Annotated in this window: 13 protein-coding genes; 2 read left to right on the top strand and 11 right to left on the bottom strand. The window is 37.3% G+C overall.

The window, feature by feature from the left end; translation table 11 throughout:
• The 10 genes from FLJC2902T_RS08680 to FLJC2902T_RS08635 form a co-directional block, all read right to left on the bottom strand.
• A complete protein-coding gene (locus FLJC2902T_RS08680) occupies window positions 1-330 on the bottom strand; it encodes a hypothetical protein (protein ID WP_023579426.1) in 330 nt (109 codons plus the stop codon).
• Between the two features lie 6 nt (window positions 331-336).
• On the bottom strand, window positions 337-1,590 hold the full coding sequence (locus FLJC2902T_RS08675) for a dihydroorotase (RefSeq protein ID WP_023579425.1): 1,254 nt from the start codon (window positions 1,588-1,590) through the stop codon (window positions 337-339).
• Window positions 1,587-3,515 (bottom strand): vWA domain-containing protein, encoded by a 1,929-nt coding sequence (locus FLJC2902T_RS08670; protein WP_035677940.1) that lies wholly within the window; start codon window positions 3,513-3,515, stop codon window positions 1,587-1,589. The genes FLJC2902T_RS08675 and FLJC2902T_RS08670 overlap by 4 nt, the downstream gene beginning before the upstream one ends.
• Before the next feature lie 133 nt (window positions 3,516-3,648).
• Complete coding sequence (locus FLJC2902T_RS08665) at window positions 3,649-4,995, bottom strand: DEAD/DEAH box helicase (RefSeq protein WP_023579424.1); 1,347 nt, start codon at window positions 4,993-4,995, stop codon at window positions 3,649-3,651.
• Window positions 4,996-5,122: 127 nt separating this feature from the next.
• Complete coding sequence (locus FLJC2902T_RS08660) at window positions 5,123-5,494, bottom strand: response regulator transcription factor (RefSeq protein ID WP_023579423.1); 372 nt, start codon at window positions 5,492-5,494, stop codon at window positions 5,123-5,125.
• Between the two features lie 25 nt (window positions 5,495-5,519).
• Window positions 5,520-6,770, bottom strand: a complete 1,251-nt coding sequence (locus FLJC2902T_RS08655) for a YaiO family outer membrane beta-barrel protein (protein WP_035677936.1) — start codon at window positions 6,768-6,770, stop codon at window positions 5,520-5,522.
• The gene (locus tag FLJC2902T_RS08650) at window positions 6,767-8,200 is read right to left on the bottom strand and encodes a glycosyltransferase family 2 protein (protein ID WP_051364344.1); all 1,434 of its coding nucleotides are present in this window, start codon (window positions 8,198-8,200) and stop codon (window positions 6,767-6,769) included. Before FLJC2902T_RS08650 ends, FLJC2902T_RS08655 begins: the two co-directional genes overlap by 4 nt.
• Window positions 8,197-9,411 (bottom strand): HEAT repeat domain-containing protein, encoded by a 1,215-nt coding sequence (locus tag FLJC2902T_RS08645; protein WP_023579421.1) that lies wholly within the window; start codon window positions 9,409-9,411, stop codon window positions 8,197-8,199. The genes FLJC2902T_RS08650 and FLJC2902T_RS08645 overlap by 4 nt, the downstream gene beginning before the upstream one ends.
• A 132-nt stretch (window positions 9,412-9,543) precedes the next feature.
• A complete protein-coding gene (locus tag FLJC2902T_RS08640; protein ID WP_023579420.1) occupies window positions 9,544-10,308 on the bottom strand; it encodes a TIGR02757 family protein in 765 nt (254 codons plus the stop codon).
• A gap of 134 nt (window positions 10,309-10,442) precedes the next feature.
• A complete protein-coding gene (locus tag FLJC2902T_RS08635) occupies window positions 10,443-11,117 on the bottom strand; it encodes an ABC transporter ATP-binding protein (protein WP_023579419.1) in 675 nt (224 codons plus the stop codon).
• Window positions 11,118-11,362: 245 nt separating this feature from the next.
• Here FLJC2902T_RS08635 and msrA point away from each other — a divergent pair, with 245 nt between their 5' ends.
• Window positions 11,363-11,905 (top strand): peptide-methionine (S)-S-oxide reductase MsrA, encoded by a 543-nt coding sequence (gene msrA / locus FLJC2902T_RS08630; protein ID WP_035678086.1) that lies wholly within the window; start codon window positions 11,363-11,365, stop codon window positions 11,903-11,905.
• A gap of 135 nt (window positions 11,906-12,040) precedes the next feature.
• Window positions 12,041-12,337 (top strand): hypothetical protein, encoded by a 297-nt coding sequence (locus FLJC2902T_RS08625; RefSeq protein ID WP_023579417.1) that lies wholly within the window; start codon window positions 12,041-12,043, stop codon window positions 12,335-12,337.
• Between the two features lie 33 nt (window positions 12,338-12,370).
• Here the strand turns inward: FLJC2902T_RS08625 and FLJC2902T_RS08620 are convergent, their stop codons facing one another.
• Window positions 12,371-12,700 (bottom strand): DUF6787 family protein, encoded by a 330-nt coding sequence (locus FLJC2902T_RS08620; protein ID WP_051364342.1) that lies wholly within the window; start codon window positions 12,698-12,700, stop codon window positions 12,371-12,373.
• Window positions 12,701-12,722: the final 22 nt, after the last annotated feature.

The following is a 12,722-nucleotide window of genomic DNA, read 5'->3' as shown; positions in this document are numbered from 1 at the left end:
TTATGATAAGTTTTTAAACCATTTCTGGAAATGCTCTCCTACTAGCGGAATAAGCCTCATTTCGCCCTGAACAGCTCCAATAAATCCATAAATAAAAAGAACTGCAAAAAAAACATAAAAAGGAATGGATACAAACCAACTGTCGAAATAACCAATAAAATAGCCTAATATGTAAAAGGTAATGTTTAATCCGAAGGCCTGGCGAATATGGAAACCCGCAAACGAATTTTTAGGTTCCAGATTCATGAAAATAGCTATGATACTTCCTAAAATTGTGAAGTAGCTAATTATGGCAGTTGTTTTTCCTTCTTGTACCGAATTGTTTTCCATGACGAATTAGTTTAAAATCAATTGTCCGTTATTGTAGATTCCATAGGCACGTCCTTTCATCGGCTGACCTAAAAAGGCTGAATTTTTCGATTTGGAAAGAATGTTTTCTTTTCCGAATTCCCAGTTGCCGCCCGGAGTGAATAAAGAAAGAGAAGCTTTGTTTCCTTCTTTAACAGCTGTTTTTTCAATACCGAAAACGTTTTTTCCGTTGGTTAATTTGTCAACAATAACTTCGATTGGTAACACCGTTTGTAAGGCTCCGAACGCACTCTCCAATCCGATGGTTCCGTTTTTGGCGTTGTCGAATTCCATTTTCTTGTGTTCGATATCCAACGGATTATGGTCGGAAGTGATCACGTCAATCGTTCCGTCCAAAACTCCTTCAATCAAGGCTTTTCTGTGGTTTTCATCACGTAAAGGCGGTGTTACTTTGTATCTTGTGTCAAATCCGGTTAAAACTTCGTCAGTCAAAACTAAATTGTGAACCGCTACGCTACAAGTCACATTTAATCCTTTGGCTTTCGCCGATTGAATCAATGCAACCGATTTTGCCGATGAAATCGTAGGAATGTGCATTTTTCCACCTGTGTATTCCAATAAAAACAAGTTTCTGGCGATTTCCAGTTCTTCAGCCAAAGCCGGAATTCCTTTTAATCCCATTCGTGTGCTTACCAAACCTTCATGTACCACGCCGCTTCCTTTGATGGTTTTGTCTTGACAATAGGCAAGTACCAATCCGTCAAAATCCTGAACGTACTGCAATCCGATTTTTAACAGGTTGGCGTTGTCGGAATTCTTATTATAGTCACCGAAAGCAATTGCTCCGGCGTTTTTCATATCAAACATTTCGGCTAAATCGTTGCCTTCGCTGTTTTTAGTGAAAGCACCGATCGGGTGTAATTGTGTGGCAAATCCGTTAGCCTTATTTAGTACGAAACTTACCTGTGACTGATTGTCGATAACAGGAAGTGAGTTGGGTTGTAAAGCCACGTTGGTAAAACCGCTTTTTGCTGCTGTTGAAAGTCCGTTTGCAATGGTTTCACGGTCTTCAAATCCCGGTTCGCCAAAGGAAACCGATGCGTCAAACCATCCTTGTGAAACGTGAAGATTGTCCAATTCTACAAGGTCAAGATTCTCATCATTGGATAGATTCTGACCAATTTTTGTTATGATGCCATCGATAATTTTGATGTCGGCTTTTTGGTTGTGAAAAGCACTTTCGGTATCGATAATAGTTGTGTTTTTTAAAATTACGTTCATTTTACGAATTTTTGAATCAGTAGTTCGAGTACTAAAAATAGTAGTGTTGCCAGTATAAAATAGTTCCACACTTCGTTGCCTGTTCGCGACGAATGGATATCGTTGAAAACAGCTTCCACCGAAGTTACGGAAGTATAATTATCAAATATGTTGTCGTTTATCAGACCAAGATCACTTTCGGTTCTGGGATGATTGAAACTGATGTTTTTCAGTACTTCTTTGTTTTTCATCACCGAGAAATTACCCGACAGTTCCGGATAATCGCCAAAAGCCAACTTGATTTTATTGTTCAGGATTTGTTGCATCGGAATGAAATCAGAGTTCTCATTCGCAATAGTAACCACTTCATCTTTAGAAAGTAATGCGTCTAAAATCAGATTTTGGTTGTCACCGATGGTAAATGCAGAAATTCCCGTTTTCTGATTGCTTTGTGCCATGTTAAAAAACGTTGGTACAATCAAAGGCGAATTCTGAAAATTACTGTTGGTTTTATTTATCGGAGCCGAGAAAACATATAGATTCCCAATTTTATTCGTCACCGAACCCAAAAAGAATGACTGATCGGCATAACTTAAAACCGGTGAAGCATTTCCCTTTACACTAAATGAAGTAGTGACCTTCGGATATTGGAAATTATCGGTTTTCTTCTCAAAAACGGTTTGGTATAACGGATGATTGAACGCAATTTTCGTAATCTGTTTTTCCTGATTTTGCAGCGCTCCGAATTGAATTCCACCGAAATTGCCTAAAAAAGTGTTCAGATTCTGGGAGGTGCTTTCGGCAGACGGAATCAGAACCACATTACCGCCTTTTTCATAAAACGCTTTAAGTGTGGTCGTTAACGCTTGTGGGATATCTTTAATTTCGTTCAGGACAATTGCATCTTGTTTTTCAATGGCGTTGTAATCCAGGCCATTAAGTTCTGTCGAGGCGAAATTGAACTCATCCGAAGTGTAAATTCGGGACAGGAAATTGTTTTTCAGGCTTTCGCCGATGACAATCACATTCGATTTTTCCGGTTTTGAGATGCTGAAATAATAGGTGTTATCGTAGTTCAGACTGTTGTCTTCAATGGAAACGTGTCCGTGAAAGTCTTTTTTTGGTAAATTGAATTGTACCGATTTCTTGTTGTCTTCGAGTTTCGCTACCGTTTTTGCTACCAGATTTTTTCCGTTGTAGACTGACATCGGAATATCATTTTCAAGATCACCAAATCCTTTTACGTCGACTTTAATTTCATAAAACGTTTCGGATTGTCCGGTTATGGAAACCGCATCAATACTAGCATTGTTTTTATTTTCGGCTTTCGGAATCCAATAGTAAATAGGGGAATTTTCATCTAGTTTTTCAATGCTTTTCGATTGCGCATTCACGGCATCAGTAATGATGAAAATATCTTTAGGTGTATTGTGTTTCTTGGTTTCGATTTTTGTCAGCAGAAAATCCAACTGAAAAGGAGTCGCACTGTACTGCAGGTTTTGGAGGTCTTTCTGAATCGATTTGATGTCGGTATCCCAAAAGGTTTCGGTATTGGTAACCAATGAAAAACGCTGGTTTGCCGGCGTATCTTCCAGTAATTCCTGTACGGATCGTTTTAATAATTCGCCACGACTGCCTTTGGCCTGCATCGAAAAGGAATTGTCAAGGATAATGATCATTTCGTTTCCGGCATTGGTACTGTCTTTGGCTTTGAAAAAAGGCTGTGCAAAGGCGATAATCAAGCATGCCAATAAAAGCAAACGTGTTGCTAATAATAACCATTTTTTGATTTTGGAACTCTTTCGGGTTTGAATGCTGAGTTCTTTCAGGAACCGGACATTGGTGAAATATTCGGTTTTAAAGCGTCGTAACTGAAACAAATGCACCAAAATTGGTATCACCAATAAGAAAAGGAAATACAGAATTTCGGGATGTTTGAATTGCATTTATTTTTAAAGATTTTTCAAAGATAATCATTTTTAGTATTCAGTCGCAGTCATATTTAAGTTTTCAGTCGCAGTCACGGTTTTCAGGTTTTTACTGCTTACGATAACTGTTTACTGAGACTGAAAACTGAGACTATTTCTTCTTTCTCTTCGCAGCACGTTTACGTTCCACTGCACGATTGGTTGGTTTTGTTTTTCTTGGTTTTACCTTTCCGGGACCGCCAAGATTGACCTGTTTATTTTTATCCGATTTTTCATGAAATGCAGCGCCACCTTCCAGTTTTACCTTTTTCATCAGGAATTTGACTTTCTTCTTGTCTTTTTCAAATTCCAATCGTTTTTCTTCGATTTTAACATCTTCCGGAAGTGGAAGGATTTCCAGCTCTTTTTCCATCAAAAGTTCGGCTTCCACCTGGAATTCTTCTTCTGATGGTGCTATCATACTGATCGCAATACCTTCCTTATCGGCACGACCTGTACGACCGATTCGGTGAATGTATTGTTCCGGAACTTCCGAAAACTGCATATTGATTACATGTGTAATATCGGAAATATCCAAACCACGAGCCATGATATCTGTCGTTACGATTCCGCGGATTTCTCCTGCCTGAAAGCTGGCCATCGTGTTTAAACGGTAATTTTGCGATTTATTGGAATGGATCACACCAAATTGTCCGGGAAAATCTTCTTCCAGATGCTCCATTAAAATATCAGCAACTCTTTTGTTATTGATGAAAAGAAGGATGCGTTCCAAGGATTCATCCTGCGTTAACAAATGTTTCAGTAAGTTGACTTTCGTAAGGAAATTGGGAACGTGATAGGCAAATTGTTGAATTTTCTCCAATGGAGTTCCTGATTGTGCCAATGAAACTTCTTCCGGAAAATCGAAATATTCATCCAAAAGTTCATCCACTTCATCGGTCATGGTTGCCGAAAACAATATGTTCTGGCGTTTTGGACGCATCATGGAAAGGATGGAGGTAATTTGGAAACGGAAACCTAAATTCAGGATTTCATCGAATTCGTCAATAACCAATTTCTGCATTTCATCAAAACGAACAACGTTGTCTAATGCCAAGTCCATCATTCGTCCAGGTGTTCCCACTAAGACGTCAACCCCTTGATATACGGATGTTTTTTGGGTGTTGATGTTTACGCCTCCATAAACCCCTAAAACACGAACCGACATGTATTTGGTCAGTTTTTCCACTTCTTCGGCTACCTGAACCACCAATTCACGGGTAGGAACGATAATAACCACTTTCGGAGTGTGTGTAGGCGTGAATTTCCATTGTTTCAGGATGGGAAGTAAATAAGCATAGGTTTTACCGGTACCGGTTTGTGCAATTCCCATTACATCGCGTCCTGACATAATAACCGGGAAAGATTTTACCTGAATAGGCGTAGGGGTTGTTAAGCCCAAGTCATCTATGGCTTTTTGTAAGGATTTTGGAAGATTGAATTGCTCAAAAGTACTCATAAAACGTATATTTTGTGCAAAGATACGATTTCTCAGCCAGTTATCGCTAATTGGTTGTCATCGTTGTAAGTATCAGACAATCATTCGCGGCACATGAGGGTAATAAACCTTTTATTTGAAAGTGGTTTTATTTCAAAACCGTTTCTAATAAAAGTTTTACTTTTTCTATCAGTTCCTTCGGATCAAAGGGTTTCGCTATGAAATCATCAACCCCTAATTTTGATACTTCAATTACGGTCTGATCTTCTTTTCCCAATGCGGAAATCATTATAATTGGGATTTCCGGATAATTGGTTTTAGCAAAGAGTGTGATTTCAAGACCGGATTTGTAAGGCATCATGATATCTGAAATAATCAAATCCGGACGAAGCGCGCTTATTTTTTCGATTCCTTCAATGCCGTCTTTGGCAATATGGGTTTCAAAACCTTCTTTTTTCAGGAGAAAATCCAATATGTTGATGATAATTTTATCATCTTCAATAATTACTATTTTTTTCATGCGTATGTGGTATTTAATTTTGTGTTTAAAATTTATACTGAATTGAAAAAAACATATCAAATTCGCTTTGATAATTATCCGGCTTGTATTCCTGTCTGTTGAGTACTCCCTGTAATCCCAGGCAATAGTGTTTCCATAAAAGTATGTAATAACCTGCTCCGACCCTGAAGGAATTCAGTGAAACCCTTTGTTCAAATTGTCCCAAAGTCACTCTTTCGTCCGGAGAGGTTCCGTAACCGGCAATCAGGGTTGCATAGTCGAATTTTGTATCGAAATAATATCGTGCAGTTGCGGTAAAAGCCGGATACATTGTATCATTGTCCCATTGCCAATAGGATTTCAGATTAAACCAATACGAACCAACGTATTTTCCTATTCCCAATACTCCGGCATATAAATCACTATCGGCAGTTCTTATGTAGCGGGCTCCCAAATCACCTTCCCAGCCTTTTCCGAGATTCCGGAAGTAGGAGTAGGAGAGACGCAGTTTAGGGAAAACTATTTCATCGCTGAAAGCAGCATTGATAAACGAATAGCTTTTTTTGCTGTTCGTAAAATACGTTTCGAATTCATATTGGAATCCGGAGTTGATGCTGTTGCCGTATGAACGTCGGTCGGCGTAATTAACGCGTCCGATCAGGGTCAGTTTTTTTCGTTCGCGGACGTATTGTAATCCGACCAAATGCCACGGACCCACACCGTCGCGGTTAAAAGTGGTATAGTTGTAGCCTAAACCTATACGGTCTGAAACCGATTTCATTTTTAATTCGGTCAACTGATTTTGGAAAATCTTATCGTCGGGAAATTTTTCGGATACGGAATGTAAATAGGCTATTGTTTTTTCATCATCACGTTCCAGAGCGATAGCATCCAGTTTCAACAGATAAAATTCTTTTTCTTCCGGATAAAAGGAGATGGCTTTGTCTAAAACCGCAACCGCACTAGTGCTGTTTTTCTCTTCTATTTCCAATCTTGAAAGATAGCCGAAAGCTTCTTTATAGGTAGGATTTCGGGTTATAACATGGTTAAAGTAATAACGGGCGCTGTCTTTTTGTTGTGTAAGCCAGTGGGCTCTTCCCAAAAGAAGGTGAAAATCAAGATAATCGGGCGCATTTTTAATTCCTAAATGTGCTAACGTGATGGTTTTTGCATAATCTTTCTGCGTATTTAATTCGGATGCCGTTTTTACCAAAAGGCTGTCCGTGTCAATTTTTTGGGCTTGTAAATTGACAACATACAACAGGTTTAAAATGATTATAAATACTATCTTTTTCACTGTATCTGATTTGAATTAGTAAATCCTTTTCGTGACATGAGTCCCCATTTTTGTTCCTTTCTTGTCACGAAATTCCAATACCCTTTTAATGAGGCATAAACATTTAACGGATGATATATTATGGGTTCCAAAAACACCATCACTATTAAAGTGATAATCTCTTTGATACTGGAATAATGTTTGTAAATTAACTGATCCAACAGTACTGATAACAACGTTATTATCGTATAGAATAAATAGATAAAAGCACTGACTATCAAAAGGAAATCGTAGTTAATGTCGAAGAAAAATATGTCCAAAAGCAAGACGGTGAGTCCCATGACTTCCAATATCGGAACTGCAAATTCAAAGAAGACAAAATAGGGAAAGGCAAGTAATCCTGTTTTTCCGTATTTTGGATTAAGAAATATTTTTTTGTGTAAAGATAAAGTCTGAATTAAACCTCGTGCCCATCTGGTACGCTGTTTCATAAATAAATCCATGGTGCCGGGAACTTCTGTCCAGCAAAGTGTTTCGGGAATGTATTTGATGAGGAACTTTTCTTTTTTCTCATGCATAAATTTACGCATACGAGTAATTAGTTCGATGTCTTCTCCTAATGATTTATGCCAGTAGCCACCTACTTTAATCACCGTTTCTTTATCAAACATTCCCAGTCCTCCGGATACTAACAATAAACTGTTCATTTTACTCCAGGCCATTCTTCCGAATACAAAAGCCCTGATGTATTCCAATTCCTGAAATCTTGCAAAAAAGTTATCAGGATAATGCGATTCATAGAGTTCCCCGTCTTTAAACCTGCAGGAATTTGATGTACGTATGGTGGCTCCGGTTGCGATTACCTTTTCGGTATTTTCAAGGAATGGTTTTGCCAGGATGGCTACGGTGTCTTTTCGTAAGATGCAATCCACATCCGTACACAGGAAAAGCGAGTATTTTGCCGAATTGATGCCTGCATTGGAAGCATCGGCTTTACTGTTGCCGTTGAATTTATCAACAATCAACAATTTGGAATATATCGGATTTGTCGATTTGTAATGTCCCTTTACCAGTTGTGTTGGAATCTTTTCCTGATAAAAAAAATCAACTTTCACCAAACTGAATTCAGATATGAGTAATTCCAGAGAATTATCCGTACTGCCGTCATTAATGATGATGACTTCAAATTTCGGATATTCCTGTGAAAGTAATGATTTAACGTTATAAACAAGGGTAGCAGCCTCATTAAAAGCCGGAGCGATTATGGAAACCCCTACAGTATGGTTCGATTTAACCAATACGCCTTTGTGCAAATAGTATTTTGAGTTGTAGTATTTTTTAATGGCCAGATACGACAATAATGCCAACACCGTATAAAATATCACATAACTTATGGAATAATATGCTGCAAAAGTTTCAAAATGTTTTATAAAAAATTCTAACGTTTTCAATTCAGATAGGGGTTAGTAACATGTAATATTATTTTGCTGATGATGTTGTTTTGCGATTCATCATCTGAAGTAAATTTTGTAAAGTATTTTGAGTCGATTTTATTAATACAGTTTATAATTTCAAACTTGATTTCCAGATCATTTTCCTCTAATAAAATTTTCGAAGCAAATTCCACTGTTTTTTCATTCCCGATGATGCCCAATGTTTTTAAGCACGAAATTTTATTCCGTTTATTAGTTTCTTCCGGATAGTGTGCAATCAGAATATCGTTAGCTTCATAAAGGTTTAATTCTCTGATAGCCAATAATGTTTCTTTTCGGACCAAATTATCCGGGTTCTGTAACAAATGGGTTATTTGCGAAACGCTTAACTTCTCTCTATAGCGAATCATTAACTTCAGAGCCAGAATTACGATTGAATTGTTCTCGTGGTGTATCCATTTCACTATGTTTTTAGGAAGTGTGGATTTTTTCTGATAGATTATATCCAAAATCTTAAGTTCGTCGGCTCTTGAAATTTTCTCTGTGTATTCGTCTAAAACACCAAATTTTTCATCGGATAAGGCTATTGTGGCAATCAGTGCGTTTGAACGCAGGTATTTGTTTTTGCTTTTTAAAAAATACTTTAGTTGTCCCTTTTTAATTTTGTAATCCAAAACCTGATAATGGTAAATACCAAGTGATTTGAAATACCATCTTCTGTCATTAATCAATTTCTTGCTGTAACTATCCAATCCGAAATATTTGTAAATCAGTAAAATCTGATTTTGGTCGAATCCGTGGATATTTTGTTTAAATTGAATCAGTTTATTCAGAATCATGTGGCGACACCACTTTTTTTCATAGGGAATTGTGGATTTAAAATCCGCAATTTTTTTCTTTAATTCTTTAGCACTATATGTTGAAAAAATGATTTCTGTTAAAAAATCATTCACCAAAGTGTCAATCTTTTTTTTCTTGGTTGATACTTGTTCAGATTTGTAGCGGTTGGCAACCAGAAAAAATATCAGAGTAATTAAGATTAGAATAAAAATAGGTATTATGAAGAATTTTAACAGGATGAAAATGAATTCAGTTGTAAGGTAATTGTCTGAATATGAAAGGTTAAGACTGTTAAAATATTCTTCAGAGGGAAGGATCTCTAAATCCCCAGTTTTAGGGAACGCGTTTCGATTTTCATCATTAGTTAAGAACAAAAATACAGGTTTCATACAAATATATCACAAAATCAAGGTTATTTAGGTTTTTATATAACAGACTTGGGGATTTGTTTGAATAAAAATCAAAATTTCGTCAAATATAGAGATAAAATTGCTTAATAATTTGTTAACATTTAAAATTTGTTAGAATCCTTCAAAAATACCAAGGCCAAATAAGGCAAAATCGTATTTTACGGGATCGGTTGGGTCAAGAAGGCGTAAACTTGTATCCAATTCGGATAATGCTTTGAAATCGTTTTGTTTTCGTGTAAGCAATTCCAGTTTTCGGGCTACGTTTCCGGAATGAACATCAAGCGGACAGGATAATTTTGAAGGAGAAATACTTTTCCAGATTCCCAAATCGACACCTTTGTTGTCCTGACGGCACATCCAACGTAAATACATGTTTATGCGCTTGGCTGCCGAACCGTTCATTGGATCCGAAATATGTTTTTTAGTACGTGGCAAATGATCGATTTCGAAAAAAACTTTCTTGAATTCTGAAATACTCTTCTGCATCGAATTCATTTCCTGATTTTTGGCAAAAACCGCTTCAAGGCCGTTGTGATTATTGTAAATGTGTTGCAGACTTTTAACGAATCCAATGAAATCCTGACCGTTAAAGGTTCGGTGTACAAATGTGGAAAGACGTTCCAGATTGGCTTCATTGTGGGACATAATGAAATCATAAGGCGCATTTCCCATCAACTGCATCATTTTATTGGAGTTGCTAATAATCATTTTGCGATTTCCCCAGGCAATGGTGGCAGCCAAAAAACCCGCAATTTCAATGTCCTCTTTTTGGGTATAGAGATGCGGAATCTGTACCGGATCACTTTCGATAAAATTCGGATTATTATAAAGTTCGACTTTTTCGTCGAGAAAGGATTTTAATTCGAATGGACTCAAAGTTCAGGGAATAGATGATAGAAAATAGAAGCAAGAGACAAGAAGCAAGATTTAGAATGATTGTAATCATATCTTCACTAATTATGAACAACTAATTACTAACTTCTAATTACTAACTTCTAATTACTCATAATTTACTTAACCACTTCGTTCCGGATATCGCCGTCCACCATAATCAGTTTTCGGTCGGCCATGTTTGCCAATTCTTCGTTGTGAGTTACAATTACGAAGGTTTGTCCGAATTCGTCTCTGAGTTTAAAAAACAACTGATGTAAATTTTCGGCGGAATGTGTATCGAGATTTCCGGAAGGTTCATCGGCAAAAATAACGGCAGGCTTGTTAATTAAAGCTCTGGCGACGGCTACACGTTGCTGTTCACCTCCGGAAAGTTCTCCGGGTTTGTGGTCATAACGTTGCGATAACCCTAGATAATCCAGCAGTTTTTTGGCTTCTTCTTCCGTTTCTTTTTTACCTTTTCCGGCTATGAAGGCGGGGATACAAACGTTTTCAAGAGCTGTAAATTCGGGTAATAACTGATGAAACTGAAAAATGAATCCCAATTGTAAATTTCTGAATTTCGAGAGCGCCTTGTCATTCATCTTTAAAAGATTTTCACCATAGATGATCAACTCAGTTCCTTTCTCAACAGTTGGCTTGTCAAGTGTGCCCATGATCTGCAGTAAAGTCGTTTTCCCTGCTCCCGAAGCTCCCACGATAGATACAACTTCTCCTTTTTTAATGTGAAGGTTTACGCCCTTAAGGACATGCAGTTTATCGAAATTTTTATGTATGTTTTTTACCTGAATCATTACTTTCAATTTGTACAAAGAAACAAAGATTTGGGCAACTATTAAATCCATCCGTCCATAAAAATCGTAACTGATGTTATAAAGTTTCGTTAATTCAGTATTGTCGTTCAGTTATTGGGTAAATTTGTTAAATAAAAAAACAGGCTATGAAAACGTTATTTTTTAGTTGTTTTGCCCTTGTCGTTTTGTCTTGTGAAGCCAAAGAGAAAGGAAAAAGTGTCAGTAAAGAAAAGGAGATTGCAGTTATGGGAAATCAAAAAAACGAAACAGCAACATTTGCAGGCGGTTGTTTCTGGTGTACGGAAGCACTGTTTTTAGAACTTAAAGGTGTGGAGAAAGTCGTTTCAGGATATACTGGAGGCGCGGTTACGAATCCAACCTACGCGCAAGTTTGTGAAGGAACCACCGGTCATGCCGAGGCAATAGAAATTAAGTTTAATCCGGATTTGATTTCTTATGAGGATTTGCTTGAGGTGTTCTTTGCAACGCATGATCCAACTACATTAAACCGTCAGGGTGCCGATGTGGGAACTCAATACAGAAGCGAGATTTTTTATCACTCAGAAGCACAGAAAAAAGCGGCTGAAAATTTTATTCAGTTATTGAACGATCAAAATATCTACGGTAAAAAGGTGGTGACAAAAATTTCTTCAGCCAAAGTATTTTATGAGGCGGAGGATTACCATCAGAATTATTACAACCGAAATAAGAATCAGGGCTATTGCATGGCGGTTATCAGTCCGAAATTGGACAAACTCAGGAAGAACTACAAATCGAAGTTGAAATAGTGTTCAGTAATCAGTAATCAGTGTTCCGTTTTTTTTGAATTAAATGAAAAATACTTTCGATAGAGTAGTGAAAACCACATGGTTGAAAAAAGATTTGGTATTGGATTTGCCTTAGTTTTTGCAAACAATTTATAAATGACAGAACAAGTTCAGATAAAAGCACAAGCTGATAATCGAAAACGAAATCTTATTCTGGGGATTATTTTCGATTTGGTTGGATATGCTTCTTACGGAGTTCCGCTTGTGGCTGAAATTACCGATGTGATTTGGGCGCCGATAGCCGGTTTCATACTTTCCAGAATGTACAAAGGGGCCGTGGGAAGAGTCGGCGGTGTTTTAGAATTTGTGGAAGAATTAATTCCGGGAACGGATTTTATTCCGACGTTTACACTTACGTGGATTTATACTTATCTGATTAAGAAAGAAAAATAGAGAATAGAGAATAGAAGCAAGAGAATAGAGGTTTTATCGACCTCTTTTTTTATTTCCGAAGGCGTCTGCGATAAAACCAAGTTTCATACTGCGTAACATTTTGAAAACAAAATTTTTAAAAAAAGTGTGTTGGCCAAAAATTGTTCCGATGGTAACCAATAAAACTTTATAAACAGGTAAAATAATCAGGATATAAAGTGTCCAATACAATACCGGATGCAAATTATCTCTGGTAATGCCCAACCAGGTCAAGATAGGTTTTGAAAGAAAGGAAGCGGTGGTTCCGGTAATAGCAAAGACGACAAAGATAACCGCCATCTGCCAATTACTTTTTATTCCCCAACGCTGTTTTAAATTCGACATTTTTCAGAAATATGTCCAAAAA

Source organism: Flavobacterium limnosediminis JC2902 (assembly GCF_000498535.1).
Lineage (GTDB): Bacteria > Bacteroidota > Bacteroidia > Flavobacteriales > Flavobacteriaceae > Flavobacterium > Flavobacterium limnosediminis.
Note: the sequence above shows the minus strand (reverse complement) of the source record. Positions and strands in the feature narration are given on the sequence as shown.